Here is a 22,371-nt window from a genome sequence, read left to right on the forward strand (position 1 = left end):
ACTGACGTGAGCTGTCCGGACGGGATTTCCATGACGGTGGAGGTGTCGTACCAGGATTTCAGGAAGCGGCTCACCGGAGACCCGAAGTAGCGGACCGGAAATTATGTGACGCCAGGAGAGGGATGGACATGGGCAGGCCCGAGAGGCCGTTGGACGCGGCCAACGGCCCGATCGCCGAATTCGCTCGCGATCTGCGCGCGCTACGGAAGCGCGCAGGCAGTCCAAGTTACCGGCAACTCGCCCGTACCGCATTGTTCGCGCCGTCCGTGCTGTCCAGCGCGGCCAGCGGCCACCGGCTGCCCACCCTCGCGGTGACGCTGGCGTTCGTGTCCGCATGCGGGGGAGACCCCGTGGCCTGGGAGCGGCGCTGGCGGGAGATCGCCGGACAGCCAGGCCAGCCACCGGGCCAGGCAGGTCAACCACCAGGCCAGTTGGGCCAGTTGGGCCAGGTGGGCCAGGTAGGTGTGGCGGTCAGCTCCCAGGACGACCGGGAGCCGTCCGTCCTGTCGGCCGACAGCCTGTTCGGCCTGGCCGGGGTGCAGGCCGTCACGCATGTGGCGACCAGTACGGTGACCAGTCTCGTCCGTCCCGCCCAACTGCCCATGGGGTCGAGCACGTTCGTCGGCCGCGCGCGGGAACTGGYTGCCGCGGCCCGGCTGATCGGCCTTGCCGGGCCGGCCAGGATGCCGCTGCTGGTCAGCGGGCCGATCGGGATCGGCAAGACGGCATTCGCGCTCCGGCTGGCCCACGAGGTGTCCGCCGACTTCCCGGACGGCCGTCTCTACGCGGATCTCGGCGGCTGCGGTACGGCCAGCCGCCCCGTGAACAGCATTGTGCGCGGTTTCCTGCACGCGCTGGGGGTGCCCACCCATCTCGTGCCGGAYGATCCGGCGCAGCAGATCGGTCTGTACCGCTCGCTGCTCGCTCAGCGCAGGTTGTTCGTGCTGCTGGCGAACGTCCGTGACGAACAGCGGGTCCGGCCGCTGCTGGGGCAGACCGCGCGCAGCCAGGTCGTGATGACCAGCAGGGCGCGGCTGCTCGGGCTGGACGGCACGCACCGGATCGATCTGGACACGTTCACCCGGGAGGAGTCGATGACACTGATCGGCCGGCTGGCCGGCGCGGAACGGGTGTGGGCGGAACACGAAGCCGCCGACGCCGTCGCCGAGCTGTGCGAGGACCTGCCACTCGCCGTCAGCATCGTCGCCAGGAAGATAGCGGCCCGGCCGGAGCTGACGATCGCGTACACCGCCAGCCAGCTCGCTGATCATGACATCCATCTGGACATCCTCAGCGTCGGCGACGTGAACGTGCGGGACCGGTTCGCCCTGGCATACCAGCTGCTGTCGCCGGCCGGGCAGGCGCTCGTCCACCAGCTCGGCCGGAACAGGGCGGGATGGGCGACCGCGATCGGTGTCGCCGCTGACATGGGCGTACCGATCGAGTCGGCGGACGAACTGCTGGAGTCGATGGTGGACGCCGGCCTGCTGCGGCGGGCCAGTGTCGCCGGCCGTTACAGTGTGTCAAGGCTGTTCAGCGCGTTCGCCGGGAACGTGCAACGGGACGCCGAGCCGCTGTCGGTCTCGCTGGTGGAGGGTGGGGCGCGGAGGGTGTCGCTCGAACCGCTCCGCCGCGACGTCGGGCCGGCGCTGCCAGCCCTGCCGGCCACCAGGTCCGACGTTGATTGTTCGGATTCGGCGGTCCTTCCGGTCAACGTCACGTGTGGTTTGAATGGTGCACGAACCAGTCGAACGGTTGTCGCCGACGCGTAATGGTCCGGCATGAAGCACGGACCGGCCTCGCCGGCGACGGAGGTCGCCGGGTGCCGGCACATGCGCGTCACCGGATATCGGAAGTTCGTGTTGTGTACAACATGCTGTATTCACCCGCAAGAGGTGTGCCATGCGGATCGCGACAGATGGCCAGCGGTGGCGGCGGCGCGCCGCTGGCCGGCGTCAGGGTGCTGCTGGCCGACAGGCCGGGTCCCGTCGCGTCATACGGATGCCACACCTGGGACAGCCCGGCCACGGCCATACGCGCACGGCATCGACGGATCGGGCCACGCACCCTGCTGCCCGCGATACCACGAGACGCCCGCCATGACCCGAACGCCCGGTTCCAGGCGGTCTGGACAAAGCCCCCCACAGGACACCGGTCCCATTTTTGCGGCCAGCCGTGCCATCCGGTGTGGCACGGTGACAGAACAGCGCTCACAGGCGGTATGGAGGACGGCGTGCGACGTACAGCCACCAGGCGGCACTATCTCATGGTCAGGCCGACGTATTTCGACGTCGAGTACTCGATCAACCCGTGGATGGATCCCAAGAAACCCACCTTCACCGAGGTCGCCGTCGCCCAGTGGGAATGGCTTCGCAATCTCTATCTCGAGCTGGGGCACCGGGTGGAACAGCTTCAGCCGCGGTCCGGTCTGCCGGACATGGTGTTCGCGGCCAACGGCGCGACCGTGGTGAACGGCCAGGCGCTTGTCGCGCGCTTCCGGCACACGCACCGCTGCCCGGAGTCCGCCGCCTACCTGCGCTGGTTCCGGGAACACGGTTACCGCAACGTCCGGCAGGCACGGTGGATCAACGAGGGCGAGGGCGACTATCTTCTCGCCGGGCCGCGGCTGCTGGCCGGATCGGGTTTCCGGACCAACACCGAGGCGCACCTGGAATCCCAGGAGTTCTTCGGTATGCCGGTGGTCGGGCTGACCCTCGTCGATCCGCGCTACTACCACCTGGACACAGCGCTCGCCGTACTGGACCACGACACGGTCATGTACTATCCGAAGGCCTTTTCCGCGGGCAGCCGCCGGCTGCTCGAGGAGCTCTACCCCGACGCCATCACGGCGTCCGACGACGACGCCGCGGCGTTCGGCCTCAACGCCGTGTCCGACGGACGGCATGTCGTGCTGCCGCAGGCCGCCACCGGGCTGATCAGCCAGCTGCGCGAGCGCGGCTTCGAGCCGATCGGCGCGGACCTGTCGGAACTGCTCAAGGCCGGCGGCAGCGTCAAGTGCTGCACCCTGGAGCTGCGCGCCGGACAAACCGAAGGACCGCGGCGCGGCCGGTGAGCCGGCCGGATCCACCGGTTGTCAGGATCTGTTTGCCTGTTGGCATTCACGGGTTGGCGCGACCGTCGACAGCACGACCCGATCGGTCGCGGCCAACCCGGCCGGGTATATGCTCGAAACGCTGGCCAGTTGTTGCCCGGTGCGCTCGGCACCGAGATCGAACGGCTGTACCGAACGACGGCTATACCGGGTGATGGCTATACCGGACGACGGCTATACAGAACGACTGTATCGGACGGCTCCGCCGAACCGCTCTGTCGTGTTGCCCCGCCGTGTCGATATGTCGTGTCGATTCTGCCCGCGGGCCCGYCGGGACACATTCGTCTATATGAACGGTCGGGTAGCTCGATACGGCTGACTCGACATGACCGAGGGGTGAGAGATCATGGTGGAGACAGTTCAGCGGACCAGGGCGGAGCTGTTGCGCTCGCTGCACGCCAGCGGGGTGCTGGTGCTGCCGAACGCGTGGGACGCCGCCAGCGCCGCGCTGATCGCGCGGGCGGGCGCGAAGGTGATCGCCACGACGAGCGCGGGGGTCGCCTGGTCGGTCGGCAGGTCTGACGGGCAGCACCTGACCCGGGCCGAAGCGGTCGAGCAGGTCCGGCGGATCGTGGCCGCCGTGGACGTCCCGGTCACGGCCGACGTGGAAGGGGGATACGGCCCCGGGTCCGAGGATGTCGCGGCGACCATCGAAGCGGTTGTCGCAGCCGGCGCGGTCGGGGTGAACATCGAGGATTCGCGGGCCCCCGGTGGCCCGCTGTTCGACGTCGCCGCGCAGGCCGAGCGGCTTCGCGCCGCCAGGTCCGCGGCGGTGCGGGCAGGGCTGCCAGAGCTGCTGGTCAACGCACGGACCGACGTCTTCCTGTTCGGTATCGGCGAGCCCGAAGGGCGGCTGGCGGACGTGCTCGCCCGCTCGTCGGCCTACGCCGAGGCGGGCGCCGACAGCCTCTTCGTGCCGGGTCTTCTCGACCTGGACGTCGTGGCCTCACTGGTGACGGCGTCACCGTTGCCGATCAACGTGATGGCCGGGCCGGGCGCCCCGACCGTCGCCGAGTTCGAATCGGTGGGCGTGCGTCGGGTGAGCGTCGGTACCGGCATCAGCCAGGCGGCGTACTCGGTCGCCCAGCGCGCGGCCATCGAACTGCTCGTCAAGGGTACCTACACCGAGCTCGAGGGAGCCCTCGACTTCGGCGGCATCAACGGTTTGTTCAGCTGATCGGTCGGCGTGTTCGGCCGATGGTCGGCGCGGCCGGCGCGGCCGGCGATTGATTGTCCGGTCCGGTCAACCCTGTCGGTCAACGAACGCTTCTGCTGAGATCGAGTCATGGCGCAGATGACTAAAACAAAGAATTCAGCGGAAGCGGATTCCTCGGCAGGAGTGCTGGCGACCCTGCGGGCGACACCGCCATCGGTCAGGTACCTGCTGGGCGGCGTGCTCGTCAACCAGCTGGGCGCGTTTGTGCAGACATTCCTGGTGTTGTATCTGACGGTTCGCGGATTCTCTGTCGGCCAGGCCGGCCTCGCGCTGACGGCATACAGCGTGGGCGCGGTGTTCGGCACGCTGCTCGGTGGGGAGCTGACCCAGCGGATCGGCCCGCGGGCGACCATCACCGGCTCGATGGTGACCTCGGCCGTGATCGTGGGGCTCGTCCCGTGGCTGAGCGGCCTGTCGGCGTTCAGCCTCATATTCGTCGCCGTCGGGCTGGCCGGTCTGGCCACCCAGTCCTACCGGCCCGCGGCGGCGATGCTGCTCAGCGATCTCATGCCGGAAGAACACCAGGTCATGGGGTTCTCGATGATGCGGACCGCGCTGAACATCGGCGCCGCGCTGGGCCCGCTGATCGCCGCCGGGCTGATCCTGCTCGACTGGAACCTGCTCTTCTGGCTCGACGCGCTCACCGCGCTCGTGTACGCGGTGGTCGCGCACACCTTCCTGCCCGACACGCCGGCCACACCGGAGGAGACGAAACCGGCCGGGGGCGGACGGTCCGGGTACGGTGTGCCGCTGCGGGACAGCAACTACCTGTTCTTCCTGGCCTCGGTGCTGCTCGGTTCCATGATCTATATGCAGTACGTGGTCGCGCTGCCACTGAAGATCTCCGATGACGGCCATCCGGCCGCGCTGTACAGCGCTGCGCTCGCCACGTCATCCGTCACCCTGATCCTGTGCGAGCTGAAGATCACCTCGTACGTCAGGAGCTGGCGGCCGAATCTCGTGGGCGCGCTCGGCACCGTGGTCATGGGGGTCGGCCTCGCCACGTACGGCCTCGCCACCGACTCGGCCGCGCTGATCATCGTCAGCACGGTGGTGTTCGTGACCGGCGTGATGATCAACGGGCCCACGATGTTCGCGCATCCGGCCAGGTTCCCGGCCGCGGTGAAGGCCCGCTACATCGGCGTGCACCAGGCGACGTTCGGGCTCGGCCTCGCGCTCGGGCCGGTTCTCGGCGTACTCGCGTGGGAGCGGCTGGCCAACGGAGTCTGGCTGTTGTGCGGTGTCGTCGGCGTCATCGCCGCGCTGTGCGCGCTGGTGGGCATGCGGGAGAACGTGGGACGCGCCGAACGGAAAGTAACGGCGCAACAGAAAGCAGCGGCGCACTGAACAGGGCACAGTGCTGAACAGAACATGGTGCTGAGCGGAACCTGACGTTCGGAACGGAACATGGCCCGCTGAAAAGAACGTGGCACGTCGAGAAGATGGTACGCCGGATAACGCCGCCCGCGTCGGGCGGCGTTATTTCGTGCCTCGCCGTCCCGCGCATTTGATTGTCTTCGTCGACCAATCCTTTCGATCAATGATCCTGTCGTATTGAATTGTGTTGTGCCGGTGAACCGACACGTACCGGTGAACCGAGACCGGCTGAGACGAACAGGACCACGGTGATCGGAGTGGGATTTTGACCGACCAAGAGGTTGACATACTGGCTGTCGGTGCCGGGCCGGCGAACCTGGCGCTGGCGATCGGCATCGAGGAGTCCGGCGTACGGGAGCTGGCGGAGAACACCCTGCTGCTGGAGCAGTATCCGGACGTCAAATGGCAACGCAACCTGCTGCTGCCCTGGGCGCGCAGCCAGGTGTCGTTCCTGAAGGACCTGGTGACCCTGCACAACCCGCGGAGCCGGTTCACCTTTCTGAACTTCCTGCACGAGCAGGGCCGGCTGGACGAGTTCGTGAACCTGGGCACGTTCAACCCGTTCCGCTGGGAGCTGTCGAACTACCAGCAGTGGGTTGCGGACTCCCTGGAGCACGTCGGCATCCGCTACGGCGCCCGGGTCGAGCGGATCGAGCCCCGGCGGGCCGCCGACAGCACGGTAGTCGGATGGACGGTCACCCTGAGCGACGGCGGCACCATACGGTGCCGTGACCTCGTCATCGGCGCCGGCCGCGATCCCCACGTCCCCGACGTCTTCCGCGAGCTGCCCGCCGACCGGCTGATCCACAGCACCAGGTACTGCACCCGTATCGCGCAGGTGCCGGCCGACCGGCCGCTGCGGACCGTGGTGGTGGGCGGCGCGCAGAGCGCGGCGGAGATGTTCATGGCGCTGCACCAGGACCTTCCGCTGAGCCGGCCGACCCTGCTGGTGCGCTCCGTCGGCCTGCAGAACTACCAGACGAGCAAGTTCGTCAACGAGCTGTTCTTCCCCTCCTTCGTCGACGACTTCTTCGACAGCGCACCCGAGATCCGCGCGGAGATTCTCCACGAAATGCATCTGACGAACTACGCCGGCCTGGCCGAGCCTTTCCTCGACGAGCTGTACTCGATGCTCTACCAGCAGAAGATGCTGGGAAAGCAGCGATCCGCGGTACGGGCGATGACCGAGATCATCAGCGCCCGGGTCGACGGCGACGACGTCGTGCTGGAACTGCGGGACCGCCGCAGCGGCAAGGTCGAGCCGCTGCGCTGCGACCTGGTGCTGCTGGGGACCGGGTACGAGCCGAGAATGCCCGCGCTGGTGCGGGACCTTGCCGGGCGGCTGGGCCTGGCCGACATCACGGTCAACCGGCGCTACCGCGTCGACCTGGACGACTCGGCATGGGGCGCGGTGTACCTGCAGGGCGTCAACGAGCGGACCCACGGCATCTCGGACTCACTGATCAGCGTGCTCGCCCACCGCTCCCAGGACATCCTCGCCGACCTGCTCGACCGGCGTGCGGCATCGGTGGCGACATCGGTGGCCTGGAGCGCGTGATGGAGATCCGCAGACTGGACCGGGCGAACCTGACCCGTGCCTACGGTCTCGACTCGCAGCGGCTGCTGCCCTGGCCGGCGCTGAACGCGCCGTTCGAGGGCGCCTGGTGTGTGCTGCGGCCAGGCGGCGTCTCGACCGCGCACGCCCACCACGAGCACGAGATCTTCATCGCCATGGCGGGCAGCTCGACGCTGCTGGTCGACGGCGAGCGGTACGAGTTCGCCGCGGGCGACATCGCGCACCTGCCGCCCGGCAGCACCCACCAGGTTGTCAACGACAGCACCGAGGCCTTCGAGTACTACGGCCTCTGGTGGGACGGCGAGATGGCGGTCAACTTCCTGCGCCGTCTTGAGAAGCCCGGGGAGAACCGTCCCGGGGCGCTCGGGAGGAAGGCGTCATGACCGGGCGGACAGTGGTGATCTCGCCGGCTCCCACCGCAAACGGCGACCTGCACCTGGGGCATCTGGCGGGCCCGTTCCTGGCGGCCGACGTGTACACCCGGTACGCGCGCGCGACCGGCCGTGAAGTGATCTTCGGCACCGGCATCCAGGACACCCCGAGCTACGTGGTGACCACGGCCCACCGGTTGGGCACGACGCCGACGCGGCTGGTGGCCCGCTCCGCCCGTCAGGTGGAGGCGTCCCTGGCGGCGGCGGGGATCGGGGTCGACGGCTTCACCAGCGTCGACGAACGGTTCACCAAGATGGTCTGGGGTTTCCTGGAGCGGCTGTACGCCGCCGGGAAGCTCCGGCTGCGGACGATGACGTTCCCGTACCTGCCGCGCACCGGGCAGTACCTGGTGGACGGGTACGTGCGCGGAAGCTGCCCGGTCTGCCTGGCCGACGGGTGCGCCGGGCTGTGCGAGAGCTGCGCCCATCCGGTCCCCGCCGGGGAACTGCTCAACCCGCGTTCGACCATGTACCCGGACGAGCCGGTGCGGTCGCGCCAGGCGCGGGTCCTGGTGCTGCCGATGGAGGAGTACCGGGACGGGCTGCGCGACTACTTCGCCGGCCACGCCGCGATGATGCGCCCGCACATGGCGCAGGCCGTCCAGCAGATGCTCTCCCGGCCGCTGCCGGACTATCCGGTCACCTATCCGGGCTCCTGGGGCATCCCCGCGCTCTTCCCCGAGGTCACCGGACAGGTGATCAATCCGAACGCCGAGCCGATGGCGTGGAGCATGTACTGCTCCGCGCTGTCGGCCGAGCGCCGGGGCACACCCCTGGCCGCCGAGGACGAGCTGTGGCTGRCCGGGGCCGGCTCGACCGTGGTCTACTTCCTCGGCTTCGACAACATCTACCCGTTCGCGGTCGCCGGGATCGCGATGCTGCTGGCGCACGACGGCCGCTACGACCTGCCGGAGCTGTTCCTCACCAACGAGTTCTACGAGCTGGACAACGCGAAGTTCTCCACCAGCCGCGGCCATGTGGTGGGGGGACGGGACCTGGCGGCCGAGGTGCCGAGGGACCTGATCCGGTTCCACCTGGCCACGACCAGCCCGGAGTTCCAGCGCACCAACTTCAGCCGCGAGGCACTGGCCCGGATCACCCGCTCGCGTCTCGTCGAGCCGTGGAACCGGGTGGCGGCCGAGATCGACAGGTGGGTCGGCCGAGGGCCGCTGGTGGTGTCCGAACGCTCCCGGGCAGCCGTCGCGCTCATCACCGAACGCTTCGTCGCGGCCTACGACATGCCCTACTTCAGCCTCAACCGGGCGGCCGAGACGCTCGTCGAGCAGCTGGCCCGGCTGGACGGGTGGGCCGTGGGCCCGGGCGAGGGCGGCGACTTCTGCCACGAGACCGAGGCGGTGCTGCGCTGCGCGGCACCCATCCTGATCGACCTGGCCGAGCGGGCGCTGCCGGACCTTGCGATCCTCCCCGCCGGCCGCGCGGTGACCGAGATCGTGCCCAGGAGCATGCCCAGGCTCAGCGAAAGGGTGGCGCGCGATGCCGCCTGACACGCGGCACGTGCTCGTCGTGGGGGCGGGTGTCGTCGGCCTGCTGACCGCGCTGCGGTGCGCGCTCGCCGGCCACCGGGTCACCGTGGTGGACCGGGGCCCCGTCCCCAATCCGGTGTCCAGCTCGTTCGACCAGCACCGGGCGATCCGGGCGCTCGACCCCGCCGACCGGGCCGCCACCCGGCGGGTCGCGGCCGCCCACCACGAGTGGCTGGCGCTGGAGCGGCTGCTGGGCGCCAGGCTCTACCGCCGCGTCGGCGTGGTGACCGCCTGGCCCGCCGGCGAGGCCGACGCGGTGGCCGCGGCCGGCGCCGACGCCGGCCTGCCCGTCGAGCTCGTCGAGCCGGACAAGCTGCCGCACATGAGGTTCCCCGCGGGTTCGGTGGGGGTGCTCGAGCACGACGCCGGCGTGCTGCTGGCGCGGCGGGTCCTGACAGCCGTGGCCCGGTGGCTGGACGCGCACGCCGCGGTGACGGTGCTGCCGTGGCAGGACGTCGTCTCGGTCGACGCCGACGCGGGACGGGTCGTGCTGGCCGGCGGCCGGCGGCTGGGCGCGGACCTGGTCTTCGTCGCCGCGGGGCCGTGGTCGCGCGAGCTGGTCGACCTGCCGATGGTGCTCTACCGCCAGGCCATGGTGTACCTCAGTCCGCCCGCGGAGCTGGCGCGCTGGTGGGAGCGCGCGCCCAGCGCGGGGCGTGTCGGCGCCGACGGGCGGTCCTGGCTGCTGCCGCCGGGCGAGGGAACGCTGCTGAAGGTCAGTTCCAGCGCGGTGTGCCGGGAGGTCGACGCGGTGGCCGGCCCCGGGGACAGGGCCGCTGACGGCTCCGTGGACGGCTTCGCTGACGGCTCCGACGGTGTCGGCTCCTGGCCGGTCGACGTCGACCGGTTGGTGGCGTCGATCCTGACCGGCCCGGAGCGCTACACCGTGCGGCGGGTCAGGCAGTGCCACTACCTGGTCGACGCGGGCACCGGTGGCGCCCGTCTCGTCCGTCCCGGTCCGGCGGTGTGGGCGTGCGCGGCCGCCGGCGGCGACGGATTCCGCACCGCGCCCCTGGTCGCCGCGCGGATCGCCGCACAGATCACCGAGACCACCGCTGAGAACGCCGTGGGCTCAGCGCCGACTTGGAAGGAGTACGCATGAACAGCTCCAGGAACGTACTGCTGGTGATCGGCAGTGGGCTGAAGCTCTACCGCGAGTACCTGGTCCGATCGGCCGCCGCGCGGGCCCGGGAAGCAGGCCTCGAACTGGTACTGATCAACAACCTCCGGCCCACCTGGCAGCGCGGCTACTTCGACGAGATCACCGTGGTCAACGTCTTCGACCACGACCTGCTGGCCGGCGCGGCCCGCGAGGTGGCGGCCAGGCACACGGTCGTCGGCGTGCTGTGCTGGGACGAGCCGCTGGTGATGTCCGCCGCCGAGCTCGCCGCCGAGTTCGGCGTGCCGGGCCTCAGCATCCCCGGCGTGCACGGGTGCCGCGACAAGTACGACACCCGCTCCCGGCTCACCGCCGCCGGGCTGCTGCAGCCCGGGTTCGAGATGACGGCCACCGCCGAGCAGGCCCGGGCGGCGGCGGAGCGGATCGGCTACCCGGTCGTGGTGAAGCCCCGAGCGCTCGGCGCCAGCATGGGCGTCGTCCTCGCCGCCGACGAGGCCGAGCTGGACGAGGCCTTCCGCGTCGCGGACCAGGCCAGCCTGATCGGCGACAGGTCGTACCAGGGCGGCGCCATCGTCGAGGGCTACGCCGTGGGCCCCGAGATCAGCGTCGACGCCGCCGTGCACAAGGGCGAGTACCTGCCGATGTTCGTGGCCCGCAAGCGTACCGGAGCGCATCCCTACTTCGAGGAGATCGGCCATGTCGTCGACGCGGCCGACCCGCTCCTGCACGACTCCGTGCTGATCGACACCCTGGCGAGGGCACACCGGGTCCTCGGGATCGAGAACGGCATCACCCACGCCGAGGTGCGGCTCACCGAGCGGGGCCCGCTGATCATCGAGATCAACGGCAGGCTCGGCGGCGACCTGATCCCGTTCCTCGGCAGGCTCGCCACCGGCATCGACCCGGGTGAGGTGCTCGTCGACGTCGCCGTCGGGCAGCGACCGGACATCGTGCCGGTCAGGCGCGGCGTCGCCGGCATCCGGTTCGGCTACCCGGAGCGGGACTGCCGGGTGCGGTCGGTCCGCGTGCCACAGGCGGCGCCCGGGCTGGTCACCGCGTCCCGGATGGTCGAGCCCGGGACCACGCTGCGGCTGCCGCCGGGTGGCTACATCGCCCGCCACTCCTTCGTGGTGTGCCAGGCCGACGACACACCGACCTGCGTCGAGCGGCTGGACGTGGCGAGCGCGCTGGTCACGGTGGACGCCGACCCGGTCGCGCCGCCCCCGCCCGGCACGGCCCTGGAAATGCCCGCCGGCCTCCTGGACGTGGACGAATGACGATCAACTACGACGGGCGGCTGTTCCGCAGGGCCGGCGGCGGTGACGGCACGGTCGCCCGCTACCACCAGGACGGCGATCTGGTGTGGGCGGACTTCGCCGGTGGGCAGGTGCGCCGCGGGGCGATCATCGGTACCTGCGGGCCGGAGGGCACCCTGCGGCTGTCCTACACCATGGCGCTCGTCGACGGCCGGGTGATCTCCGGGCACACCGTGAACACCCCGCAGCGGGACGACGGCGGACGGCTGGTGCTGCGCGAGGAGTGGGAGCGCTACGGCGCGCACGCCGAGGCCGGCGTCTCCTACCTCGAGGAGGTGAGCTGAGATGCCCGGCGCGACCAGGGCGTCCGAGGCCGCCGGAGTGGCTGGAACCGCCGGGTCTGCCGGGGTGGCCGGGGTGGCCGGGGTGGCCGGCTGGCAGGGCCTGCGCAGCCTGGTCGACGGCCGCCTGCGGCTGCCGGGCGACGCCGGTTTCACCGAGGCGAGCAGGGCGTTCAACGAGCGCTACCACCACGTCCGGCCTGCCGCGGCGCTGACGGCGGCGAACGCCGCCGACGTCGGCCGGGCGATCGGCTGGGCCCGCGAGCACGGCACACCGTTCACCGTCCGGGGCGGCGGCCACAGCTATACGGGCAGCTCGGTCAACACTGGGCTGGTGCTCGACCTGCGCGGGCTGGACGAGGTGCGTGTCGACCCGTCGAGCGGACTGGTCACCGTCGGCGGCGGCGCCCGGATGAAGGCGATCTACGCCGCGCTGCGCCCGCACGACCTGGCGTTCCCGCTGGGCAACTCCGACGATGTCGGGATCGGCGGGCTGGTGCTCGGCGGCGGCGTCGCGGCGGTGTCACGCGCCTTCGGGCTGACCTGCGACGCGCTGGTGCGCACTGACGTCGTCCTCGCCGACGGCACGACGCTCACCTGCGACGGGACCGAGAACGCCGACCTGTTCTGGGCCTGCCGAGGTGGCGGCGGCGGGAACTTCGGGGTGAACACCTCCTTCACCTTCCAGGCCCGGCCGGTGCCGCCCGCCAGCTCCACCTGCCTGCTGCTGTGGTCCTGGGAGCACGCGCCCGAGGTGCTGAGCACCGCGCAGGAGGTCATGCGACGCGCGCCGGAGGCGTTCGCCGCCCGTATCGGCGCGAGCCGCGCCCCGGGCCAGGACGGCACGGTCTCGATGATCGGGCAGCATCTCGGCCCGGCCGAGGAACTGCGGGAGCTGCTCGAGCCCGCGCTGGCGGCCGCCACGCCGTACCGGGCGGACATCGCCGACCGGACCTACTGGGAGGCCGTGGACTACCTGCACCACACCACCTCGGGCGGCGCGTTCGCGGTACGCACCCGGTGCGTACCGCAGCCGCTGCCCGAGGCGGGCGTGGCGACCGTGCTGGCGGCCCTGGAGAAGTGGCCGGGCAGCGGCAATCCGGACGGTGCCGGCGTCGCCCTGTTCACCTGGGGCGGCGCGATCAACCGGGTGCCGGTGGCCGACACCGCGTTCCCGCACCGGGATGTGCTGTTCCTGATCAGCATGGACACCTCGTGGAACACCGACGATCCCGCCGAGGTGGCGCGGGACAACCTGGAGTGGCTGACCGGCCTGCACCAGGAGATGGGCGCGTTCGCCTCCGACGCGGCCTACGTCAACTTTCCCGATCCTGATCTTCCTGACTGGCGGTCGGCCTACTACGGCCCGAACCTGGCGCGGCTGAACGAGGTCAAACACCGCTACGACCCCGACCGCGTCTTCCGCTTCGCCCAGGCGATCTAGCGCTGCGTGAGCCGGCGTTCGTCCCGTCCGCCGCGCCCGGGGCAGGCGTTGGCTGACGCGGCACCAGCGCACCCACCGCATCCAAGGGGAGCGATCACATGACCGAGACACAGACCTACCGTGAGCCCGCCGCGGCCGGCCCCGGTCCGGCCGGCCTGGCCGCGCAGGCGCCACCCCGGACCGGCAGGGAGATCCTCGAGCGCGCCCGGGCGGCCGCCCCGCGGCTGCGGGAGCGCTCCGAGGACATCGAACGCGCGCGGCGGCTGCCCACGGACGTGGTGGAGATACTGCGTGCCACCGGGGTGTTCCGGATGGGCTTCGGGCGCCGGTGGGGCGGCCCCGAGCTCACCTCGGTGGAACAGACCGAGGTCATCGAGGCGCTCTCCTACGGCGACGCGTCCGCCGGCTGGTGCGCGATGATCGGTTCGGACACCGGGCTCTACGCCGCGTTCCTGGACGAGCCGGTGGCCAAGGAGATGTTCCCCAGCCTGGACATGATCACGGCTGGGCTGCTGTTCCCGACCGGGCACGCCGAGCGCGTCCCCGGCGGCTACCGGCTCACCGGCCGCTGGCAGTTCRGCAGCGGGATCACCCACAGCGACTGGGTGATCTCCGGGGCGTTCATCTACCGTGACGGCCGGCCGGAGCCGGGCCCGGACGGGGATCCGCACGACTCGCGGCTGATGATGGTGCCGCGCGAGCAGGTCGAGATCGTCGACACCTGGTACACCACCGGTCTGGCCGGCAGCGGAAGCTGCGACTACACGATCACGGACGTGTTCGTCCCCGAGGAGYACACCCTTGTCTTCGGGGCCGTGCGCAACGGCACCGGCGCGCTCGCCCAGCCGGAGGTGCACATGCGCAACATGCCCGGCGTGCCGCTGGGCATCGCGCGCGCCGCGCTCGACCACACCCGCGAGATCATCGCCAGCCGGGCACGTCCGACGGGCGCCGCCGCGGCCGACGACTACCGCATGCAGGTCGTCATCGCCGGCTGCGAGGCCGACTTCGTCGCCACCCGCAACGGGGTGTACGGMAGCATGCGGCGCCAGCACGACGTCCTGGCCGCCGGGGGCACCTTCGACGATCTCACTCCGGACGAGCGGGCCGCGTTGCCGCTGTCGCGCCTGCACGCCTTCCGAACGGCGCGGTCGATCGTGAGCCGGCTCTACGACCTGCTGCAGACCGGTTCGATCTACCGGCCGTCCCCGCTGGACCGGTGGCTGCGTGACACGAACACGATGTGCCAGCACATCGTCGCCCAGGACCGCATCCTGCAGTCGGCCGGTGCCCATCTGCTGGGCGGCAGGCCCGGTTTCCCGCTCTGCCTCGGCATTGTATGACGTTCTCGCAGGCAGTTGTCCCGTCCGTGACCGTGTGATTCGGCATTCGTGTTGTCGGCGCGTTTTCAGGGGTGGGCCGACGGAAAAGCAGGTGTCCGGACCGGTCGCGGACGATGACCGTCCGCGGTCCCGTCGAACGCTGCTTCGGCATCATCGACGTCTTCGGCATTATCATCGTGAATGGAAAGAACATGAGACCATTTCGATCCGCTGTCTGCTCAGTGATAGCGCTCACCGTGYTGCTCGGCGCGTGTGGCACGAACACCACGAGTGGTAAGGGAGATGCGAGCGGTACCAGCCCGAACAGGCAGTCRATCATCAGCTACAGTGAGACCGAACCGGAAAACCCACTGATCCCCGGCGACACGACGGAGGTTGGCGGCATCGGAGTTCTCGGCGCCCTGTTCAAGGGGCTCGTGGAGTACGACGCGAAAACCGCCGCACCACGCAACGCCGTTGCCGAGTCCATTCAGACCACCGACGCAAAGGTCTATACAATCAAACTGAAGTCCGGGTGGACCTTCCATGACGGCACGCCGGTCACGGCGAAGAGTTTCGTCGACGCCTGGAACTACACCGCCTACTCCCCGAACGGGATGCAGGGCGCGAACTACTTCTCGCACGTCGAGGGTTTCGGCCAGGTGAACAACGCGACGCCGGACGGCGGGCAGCCGGACGCCCYGCCGCCCGCGAAGGAACTGTCGGGCCTGAAAGTCGTCGACGACAGCACCTTCGTCGTGACCCTGTCCGCGCCGTTCTCCACGTTTGCCACCCAGCTCGGCTATGCGGCCTTCTTCCCGCTGCCGGCGAGTTTCTTCGCCGACCGAAAGGCCTACGAGGCGCATCCGGTCGGCAACGGTCCGTTCCAGTTCGTGTCGTACACGGAGGGGAAGAGCCTCCTCGTGAAGCGCTACGACGGCTTCGCCGGCGAGAAAGCGCACGTCGACGGCATCGACTTCCGTTTCTACGCGAACCTGGACGACGCCTACGCGGACGTGTTGGCGAACAAACTCGACTATCTCTCGTTCACGCCGTGGTCGTCGACGGTCAACAGCAAGATCAAGACGGATCTGCCGGACTCCCGGCGTGCCTCCTACACATACCTCGGACACCAGGCGATCGCTTTTCCCCTCTATGACGGGCGCTTTGCCGACGTGCGGCTGCGGCAGGCCATCTCGATGGCCATCGACCGGGTCGACCTGATCAGGAAGGTCTTCAACGGGGCTCGGACGCCGGCCGACGGCATCGTGGCGCCGAACGTGCAGGGCTACGTCGGCAACCAGTGTGGGGAACTGTGCACCTATCAGCCCGAGAAGGCCAGGAAGCTGTTCGAGGAGAGCGGGTTCCAGGGGCCGGTCGTGCTGACCTCCAACGTCGACTCCGCCAACCAGCAGTGGATGGAGGTGACCTGCGAGTCGATCCAGAGGACGCTCGGCCGGGAATGCCGGTTCGAGCCGGTACCGACGCTCGGTGAGTTCCGCCGGAAGCTCGACGACGGGACGATAGGCGCGATCTATCGCAGCGCCTGGGTCGCCGACTACCCGTCGATCGAGAACTTCCTCAACCCGCTGTTCAGGACCGGTGGCTCGTCCAACGTCGGCCAGTACTCCAACCCCGCCGTCGACGCGCTGCTCACCCGCGCCGACGGGGCGCCGTCGGAGCGGGAGGGCGAGAAGCTCTACCAGGAGGCCGAACGGCTCGTGCTGCGGGACATGCCGACGATTCCGATCTGGTACCAGAGCGCCACGGCCGCCTGGTCCGCACGGCTGCACAATGTCGTCCCCACCCAGTTCCGTGAGCTGGACCTGCAGAGCGTCACGGTCTCCTAGCTGAATCACTCCGCAGATTGCCGTCTTGTACTGCCGTCTTGTATGGCTCGTCTTGCATCGCCGTCTTGCATGGTTGTCTTGCATTGTGGCCTCCGCCCGACCACCGGTGTCGACCAGCGATCCCGACGTATCCGAATCGCGACCGGCCCGACCGAAATCATCAGGGGGGAAGATGACCGACCAGGAGGTTGGCGTACCGACGGTCGGAGCGGGGCCGGCAACAGACCCGGCACTCGCGGCCACCATCGAGAAATCGCTCGCGGCCGCTGTCGGGAAATCCGGTCCGCGTGGGCTGGCTGAGAACACCTGGAAACCATCGGACTGCCAGCGGCGGGTCGCCGGTTCTCCGAAGCACGCGGGTACTCGCCACGGGGCTTGGAACGAGACTGTCGTCGAACCGCGACGTACAGGTGACGGTACAACCACCAGCACAACCACTATCAGTACAACCACTACCAGCACAACCGCCGGTACAACTGTCAGCCGGGCTGTGGCTCCCGCCGGCGGTGACAAACCGTATTGCCACGGTCCGTATTGCCACGGTTCGTATCGCCGCGGTTCGTATTGTCACGGTCTCGTCAACGGAACCGGCGATCCGCCGGTCAGTGTACCTGCTCACCGCCCGCAGGATACCTATCGCTCGCAGGATATCGTCGACGACCTGTTCGACCGGCGTAACAGCACGAAGGCGAAGACGGTGGGATGAAGATCCAGGATCTGGACCATAAAGATCTGACCGAAGTACCTGGAACACCCGGCCCGAATCCTGAACGGTCACTCGAGACCCGGGAGGATCCCGCCCGAGCGCCGCGAACACCGCAGAACGAAGCGGTCCGTCCCGGCAGGGTGACCGGCCCGTGGGGAGCCCGCGCCGCTGTCGTGTGCGCCGCGTGCGCGGTGTGGTGCGCAACGGTATGGATGTCAGCCCACATACACCCCGATCCAGCTCTGCACACTGTCGCCCTGTTCGTCCATCTGTCGTCTCTCGTCCTCGGATTCGGCGCCGTGCTCGTCGCCGACTACCTGATAGCTGTCTGGCTGGTCGGGCGTTCCACGTTCGCCGAGGCCGTCGCCGGAATCGATCGGCTGCACCTGCTGATCTGGACGGGACTCATCGGCCTGATGGGCAGCGGCACACTGTTGGAGCCGGATCTGGCCACCGTGACGGCCCGCGTGAAGCTCGGGCTCGTGTTGGTTCTCACCCTCAACGGGCTGCAGGCGATGCTTCTCAGCAAGCGCATGRAAGCGGCGGCGGGCGTTTTGAACATGCGCCTGCTCGCCTGGGGCGCCATAACGACCATCGTCTCTCAGGGATGCTGGTGGGGCGCGATGTGGATAGGATTCATCACCGCGTCCGCCAGATCCTAGAGATCTCCCGGCTCCTGGAACGTACAGCAGTGACGGTCACGCGGTTCGCTGGACGCATTACCTGCCGGCGGGGCAGTATGGCCACGTGCTGAGACCATCTCGTTACGCCGAGCGCGTCAACGACGACCGTGCCGCCATTCATGCCGTCCTCGACGAGGCGCTCGTCTGCCACGTCGGCCTCGTCGTCGCCGGCCGACCGCACGTGATACCCACTCTGCACGTGCGGGTGCGAGATTCCCTGTACATCCACGGATCCACCGCGGCGCGGCTGCTCGTGTCGGCGCGACCGGCACCGCTGCCGCTGTGCGTGACCGTCTCCCTGCTCGACGGTCTCGTGCTCGCGCGGTCGGCTTTCCACCATTCGCTGAACTACCGTTCTGTCGTGATCCACGGCGACGCCCGTCTCGTCGACACCGTGGAGGAAAAGACACAGGTGCTGGCCGCGCTGGTGGACCGCGTCGGGGTCGGGCGTTCCCAGCAGTGCAGGCCACCCACCAGCAGGGAGCTGGCCGCGACAGCCGTGCTCGCCCTGAGCCTGGACGACGAGAGCACCGACGTCGCGCTGAAACGCCGCACCGGCCCTCCGTCCGACGACGAGGCCGACCTCACCCTGGACTACTGGACCGGAGTCGTTCCCGTCCGTCTCACAGCCGGCACGCCCCAACCGGCCTGCGACATCCCGCTCCCCGGCGGCCTGGCCCCCTCCCTGACCTGACCAGAAAGGCGGCGGGCGCGGACGGAGCGCTGACGTACTTTCTGCCCTCTTTTCGTCCCACCGCTGCCACGCCGCGGCCCCGTTCGCGGGAATGGCTGTCGGGGGAGGAGCGCGGGGCCGGGGCTGTCGGATAGTTGTTGCCGGACAGTTACCGAAGGGTGTCCGAAAGTCAGGGTGGCCGGCCGGTAGTATGGTGGGCCGGGATCATGGTTATCGCCGGGTAGCTGACGTTCTCGGTGGTATCTGTCAGATACTCGTAGTCCTTGGGCGGCTGCCGGTACTTTCCCGGCCGGGCGGATGGTTACCGCGATCTGGCCGGCCACCGCGAAGGCAACGGTCCAGCTTCCCGAGCCTCCCCTCTTTCACTGCCGCGCTCATTGCTACCACTGGCTGACCGTCCGTCACGAACGCAACGGTCGCAACTCCCCTGGTTTTCTCTTTTCGTTGCCGTGCTCACTTTCTGAAGGCAGTTCCTCGCGTGAGACGCGCGCTTAAGGCATACTTAATTCAACTTTCGTACCATTTCTCCCATGGGACTTCTCTCAGACAAAGTGATCATCGTTACGGGCGCCAGCCGGGGGATCGGTGCCGCGGCGGCCCGGCTGTTCGCTGAGGAGGGCGCCCGGGTCGTCCTGGGCGCACGCGGCAGCGATGAGCTTGAGAAACTGGCTGGCCAGCTGACCGCTGACGGCTTCGACGCAGTCGCCGTGACCGCCGACGCCAGCACGACGGCCGGGGTGGAGTCACTCGTCCAGACGGCGCTGGAACGGTATGGAAGGCTGAACGGGGCGTATCTCAACGCGGCCGTCGGAGACGAACTCGGTAGGAGACTGGCCGATATCACCGAGGAGACCTGGGACTCCATACAGGCCCTGACGCTTCGTGGCATCTGGCTGAACCTCCGTGCCCAGATACCCGAGCTGATAAAGGCTGGTGGCGGTTCGATCGTGATCGCTGGCAGCGTGTCCGGACTGGTCGCCGGAATCGGAGACGCGGCCTATCAGGCGGCGAAGATCGGTGTCACCGGGCTCGCGCGGGCGGCGGCCCAGGAATATGCGGCACAGGGAATTCGGGTGAACGTCGTCGCTCCCGGCGCCATTCTGACCGACGGCGTGGCAGCCACGTTCGAGCAGTATCCGCAGGTGCGTGAACGCTTTGAGACCCACACCCCGCTCGGCCGCGCCGGCACGCCGCGCGAGGTCGCCGAAACGGTTGCCTGGTTGCTCAGCGACCGGTCCTCCTACATCACCGGAGTCACGCTCCCCGTCGACGGCGGCCTGCTGGCGACGAGGTTCTGACGGCAGATTCTGGATCGGGGCTGGACGGGCAGGTCCGTACTGTCGGTTGTTTCCGGGGCAGAGGGGCTGGCCTGACGGCGACCAGGCGTAGAAAGTAGAAAGTCGTGAACGCTCGGGACGTCACGAAACTCGCCGCCGGCGGCTCCTCGGCATGGCGGGCGATACAGATCGCCTCCCGCCTCGGGAACGGATCGACTCCGTCCCAGCCTCGCTGCACGCGTCGGCCAGGTATCACTGATCGTTTGCAGTGATCAGTGATACCTGGCCGACGAGAGCCTGCTGGCCGCTGTCCGCGGCGGCGACAAGCGGACAGCGGCCAGAGCGGTCTCGTGGCCACCCAGCGCAGGGAAACGGATCATCGCCGCGGACTGTACGAGGTCGGTCAGCGTAGTCGGCGCAGTATCGGATCAGGGGTCCGTGGCACCCGCGCTACCCGGATCTTCACGTCGACCGCGACCGCCCCGTGCTCATGGACGATGAGCGGATTGACGTCCATTTCGGTGATTTCGGGCAGGTCGTCGGCAAGCTGGGCGACGCGCAGCAGGACGTCCTCGAGCGCGGCAACGTCCGCCGGTGGACTTCCCCGGTACCCGAACAGCAGCGCCGAACCGCGGAGGGAACGGATCAGTTCCGCCGCGTCCCGGTCGGTGAGCGGTAGCAGCCGGTAGGACCGGTCGGCGAGCAGGTCGGTGAGGACGCCGCCGAGCCCGAATCCGATGAGCGGGCCGAAGGCGGGATCCTGCACGATCCCGACCAGGGTTTCGACGCCGGGGGCGATCATGGGCTGTACGGTTGCTCCTCCCATCGCCTCGCCCAGCGCGGCCCACATGGACCGGTAGGCCTGCGCGGCGTCGGCCGGCGTGGCCAGATCCAACCGGACGCCGCCCCGGTCGCTCTTGTGCACCAGATCGGGGTTGGCGGCCTTGAGGGCGACCGGTCCACCGATGCGCCCGGCGATGTCGGCGGCCATCTGGGCCGAGACCGCGTGTTCGGGCCGGGCGACCGGAATGCCACCGGCGGCCAGGAGGTCCGCCGCCACCGTCGGCCGCAACCAGCACCCTTCGGACCGGTCGGCCAGTGCCGCCTCGATGATGTCGCGGGCACCCGCGGGGGTGACGTCGTCGAAGGCGGGCACGGAGCCCCGGGGACGCCGTAGCCACTGTGCGTGCTCGGCTGCGAGCGACAGTGCGCGGCCGGCGTCCTCGGGGACGGCGAACGCGGGGACGGCGCCCGGCGCGGGTTCGCCCGGTTGTGCGGGCGCGGTGAGGGTCCGCACCCGGGGGGCCTGCCCGAGCACGACCGCGGCCAGCGGGGTCGTGCTCACCGCCGTGACCGCCGCGGCCGCGACGGTGAGGTCGTCGCGGCCGGTCAGCGGCGTCGGTGCGATCACGGCCAGCACGGCGTCGATGCCGCCGTCGGCGGACACGGTCCGCAGCGCCTGCTCGAAGGCGTCGCCGGATACCGACGCGATGGTGTCCACCGGATTGGCGACGGCGGCGCCGGGCGGCAGCAGGCCCGTGAGGGCGCGGCGGGTCGGTTCGGCCAGCTCGGGCAGTTCGAGGCCGGCGGCCGCGGCGGCGTCGGCGGCGAGGATGAGCGGGCCGCCCGCGTTCCCGACGATCGCGAGCCGCCGGCCCGCGGGCAGGCGTTGGTGGGCGAGCAGGGTCACTACGTCGAACAGCTCCCCGAGACCGTCGCCGGCGATGATCCCGGCCTGCCGGAAAAGGGCGCTGACCCGCACGGCAGGGCTGGCCGCGGCTGCCGTGTGGGAGGCGGCGGCGCGTGCCCCAGCCGCTGACGCGCCCCCTTTCACCGCGACGATCGAGGCTGTCCGCTACCCGTGCCGCGGGTAGGGAGGATACATGCTGGATGCACAACGCAGGGCACCGGTGCTCGCCGGCGTCGCTGGCCGCGCTGCGGTGGGCCGCCGAGCGGGCGTCGCTGTGCCGTGTGCCGCTGCGCCTGATCCATGCCTACGCGCTGTCGGCCACACCGCTTCCGCAGCGGTTGGAGAAGATCTACCAGGGGCTGCGTGAACACGGCTGGCGTGTCCTCGACGAGGCGACGGCCACGGTCGAGGGCACGTTCGACGTCGCGGTGACAGCCGATGCGGTCGTGGACGCACCCGGCCGGACGCTGGTGCGTGAGTCCTCCTCGGCGCAGCTCGTCGCGACCGGTGCTCGCGGCCACGGCGGCTTCGCCGCGCTGCTGCTCGGCTCCACCGGCCACCAGTGCGTCCTGCACGCCGCCTGCCCGGTGGCCGTCGTACGCCCGTAGCTATCGAGCTCAGAGGCAGTTTCCGTCTGTCGGCAGGCTGTGGTTTCCGGGCCGGCCGTGCCACCGGGTTGGTGAAGAACGCCGCGCTGGAGCGCGAAAAGGCCGATGCGGGATCGGCGGCGGG

General features: G+C 69.6%; 18 protein-coding genes. 17 read left to right on the forward strand and 1 reads right to left on the reverse strand.

The window, feature by feature from the left end; translation table 11 throughout:
* Window positions 1-128 precede the first annotated feature (128 nt).
* From BL254_RS19995 to BL254_RS20070, 16 genes are all read left to right on the forward strand, one after another.
* Entirely contained in the window at window positions 129-1,772 is a 1,644-nt protein-coding gene (locus tag BL254_RS19995; protein WP_139342415.1) for an NB-ARC domain-containing protein, read from the forward strand.
* A gap of 461 nt (window positions 1,773-2,233) precedes the next feature.
* A complete protein-coding gene (gene ddaH, locus BL254_RS20000; protein WP_047224351.1) occupies window positions 2,234-3,073 on the forward strand; it encodes a dimethylargininase in 840 nt (279 codons plus the stop codon).
* 385 nt (window positions 3,074-3,458) lie between these two features.
* Window positions 3,459-4,289, forward strand: a complete 831-nt coding sequence (locus tag BL254_RS20005; protein ID WP_083731236.1) for an isocitrate lyase/phosphoenolpyruvate mutase family protein — start codon at window positions 3,459-3,461, stop codon at window positions 4,287-4,289.
* Between the two features lie 117 nt (window positions 4,290-4,406).
* Window positions 4,407-5,675 carry an MFS transporter gene (locus BL254_RS20010; RefSeq protein WP_052914833.1) on the forward strand — a complete coding sequence of 423 codons (1,269 nt, stop codon included), beginning with the start codon at window positions 4,407-4,409 and terminating at the stop codon, window positions 5,673-5,675.
* 295 nt (window positions 5,676-5,970) lie between these two features.
* Window positions 5,971-7,263: a lysine N(6)-hydroxylase/L-ornithine N(5)-oxygenase family protein gene (locus BL254_RS20015; RefSeq protein ID WP_076844550.1), complete on the forward strand. Its 1,293-nt coding sequence runs from the start codon at window positions 5,971-5,973 to the stop codon at window positions 7,261-7,263.
* Complete coding sequence (locus BL254_RS20020; protein WP_047224338.1) at window positions 7,263-7,664, forward strand: cupin domain-containing protein; 402 nt, start codon at window positions 7,263-7,265, stop codon at window positions 7,662-7,664. Before BL254_RS20015 ends, BL254_RS20020 begins: the two co-directional genes overlap by 1 nt.
* On the forward strand, window positions 7,661-9,217 hold the full coding sequence (locus tag BL254_RS20025) for a class I tRNA ligase family protein (protein WP_076844552.1): 1,557 nt from the start codon (window positions 7,661-7,663) through the stop codon (window positions 9,215-9,217). Before BL254_RS20020 ends, BL254_RS20025 begins: the two co-directional genes overlap by 4 nt.
* Window positions 9,207-10,358 (forward strand): FAD-dependent oxidoreductase, encoded by a 1,152-nt coding sequence (locus tag BL254_RS20030; RefSeq protein ID WP_047224336.1) that lies wholly within the window; start codon window positions 9,207-9,209, stop codon window positions 10,356-10,358. Before BL254_RS20025 ends, BL254_RS20030 begins: the two co-directional genes overlap by 11 nt.
* Window positions 10,355-11,653, forward strand: a complete 1,299-nt coding sequence (locus BL254_RS20035) for an acetyl-CoA carboxylase biotin carboxylase subunit family protein (protein ID WP_047224335.1) — start codon at window positions 10,355-10,357, stop codon at window positions 11,651-11,653. The genes BL254_RS20030 and BL254_RS20035 overlap by 4 nt, the downstream gene beginning before the upstream one ends.
* Window positions 11,650-11,976, forward strand: coding sequence for a hypothetical protein (locus BL254_RS20040; RefSeq protein WP_047224334.1), 327 nt, complete (start codon window positions 11,650-11,652; stop codon window positions 11,974-11,976). Before BL254_RS20035 ends, BL254_RS20040 begins: the two co-directional genes overlap by 4 nt.
* Window positions 11,977-12,058: 82 nt before the next feature.
* Entirely contained in the window at window positions 12,059-13,417 is a 1,359-nt protein-coding gene (locus BL254_RS20045; RefSeq protein ID WP_086055561.1) for an FAD-binding oxidoreductase, read from the forward strand.
* Between the two features lie 98 nt (window positions 13,418-13,515).
* Window positions 13,516-14,760, forward strand: coding sequence for an acyl-CoA dehydrogenase family protein (locus BL254_RS20050; protein ID WP_083731238.1), 1,245 nt, complete (start codon window positions 13,516-13,518; stop codon window positions 14,758-14,760).
* Window positions 14,761-14,996: 236 nt separating this feature from the next.
* Window positions 14,997-16,589 (forward strand): ABC transporter substrate-binding protein, encoded by a 1,593-nt coding sequence (locus BL254_RS20055; protein ID WP_217699331.1) that lies wholly within the window; start codon window positions 14,997-14,999, stop codon window positions 16,587-16,589.
* A 1,005-nt stretch (window positions 16,590-17,594) separates the two neighbouring features.
* Window positions 17,595-17,957, forward strand: a complete 363-nt coding sequence (locus tag BL254_RS20060; RefSeq protein WP_217699332.1) for a hypothetical protein — start codon at window positions 17,595-17,597, stop codon at window positions 17,955-17,957.
* An 85-nt stretch (window positions 17,958-18,042) separates the two neighbouring features.
* Window positions 18,043-18,672: a pyridoxamine 5'-phosphate oxidase family protein gene (locus BL254_RS20065; RefSeq protein WP_083731239.1), complete on the forward strand. Its 630-nt coding sequence runs from the start codon at window positions 18,043-18,045 to the stop codon at window positions 18,670-18,672.
* A 530-nt stretch (window positions 18,673-19,202) separates the two neighbouring features.
* A complete protein-coding gene (locus BL254_RS20070) occupies window positions 19,203-19,970 on the forward strand; it encodes an SDR family NAD(P)-dependent oxidoreductase (RefSeq protein ID WP_047224331.1) in 768 nt (255 codons plus the stop codon).
* Between the two features lie 382 nt (window positions 19,971-20,352).
* Here BL254_RS20070 and BL254_RS20075 read toward each other — a convergent pair whose 3' ends face one another.
* Window positions 20,353-21,792 (reverse strand): acetate--CoA ligase family protein, encoded by a 1,440-nt coding sequence (locus BL254_RS20075; protein ID WP_371391028.1) that lies wholly within the window; start codon window positions 21,790-21,792, stop codon window positions 20,353-20,355.
* Window positions 21,793-21,839: 47 nt separating this feature from the next.
* Between BL254_RS20075 and BL254_RS20080 the strand changes: the two genes are divergently transcribed.
* On the forward strand, window positions 21,840-22,247 hold the full coding sequence (locus tag BL254_RS20080; protein WP_076844559.1) for a universal stress protein: 408 nt from the start codon (window positions 21,840-21,842) through the stop codon (window positions 22,245-22,247).
* Window positions 22,248-22,371 lie beyond the last annotated feature (124 nt).

Origin of the sequence: Protofrankia sp. BMG5.30, assembly GCF_001983005.1 — a bacterium.
Classification (GTDB): Bacteria; Actinomycetota; Actinomycetes; order Frankiales; family Frankiaceae; genus Protofrankia; species Protofrankia coriariae.

Bases quoted from the DNA above. Each gene is read 5' to 3' on its own strand.
- BL254_RS20010 (WP_052914833.1), top strand. From the start codon at position 4,407: ATGACTAAAACAAAGAATTCAGCGGAAGCGGATTCCTCGGCAGGAGTG.
- BL254_RS20035 (WP_047224335.1), top strand. From the start codon at position 10,355: ATGAACAGCTCCAGGAACGTACTGCTGGTGATCGGCAGTGGGCTGAAG.
- BL254_RS20080 (WP_076844559.1), top strand. From the start codon at position 21,840: ATGCACAACGCAGGGCACCGGTGCTCGCCGGCGTCGCTGGCCGCGCTG.
- BL254_RS20005 (WP_083731236.1), top strand. From the start codon at position 3,459: ATGGTGGAGACAGTTCAGCGGACCAGGGCGGAGCTGTTGCGCTCGCTG.
- BL254_RS20070 (WP_047224331.1), top strand. From the start codon at position 19,203: ATGGGACTTCTCTCAGACAAAGTGATCATCGTTACGGGCGCCAGCCGG.
- BL254_RS20040 (WP_047224334.1), top strand. From the start codon at position 11,650: ATGACGATCAACTACGACGGGCGGCTGTTCCGCAGGGCCGGCGGCGGT.
- BL254_RS20020 (WP_047224338.1), top strand. From the start codon at position 7,263: ATGGAGATCCGCAGACTGGACCGGGCGAACCTGACCCGTGCCTACGGT.
- BL254_RS20030 (WP_047224336.1), top strand. From the start codon at position 9,207: ATGCCGCCTGACACGCGGCACGTGCTCGTCGTGGGGGCGGGTGTCGTC.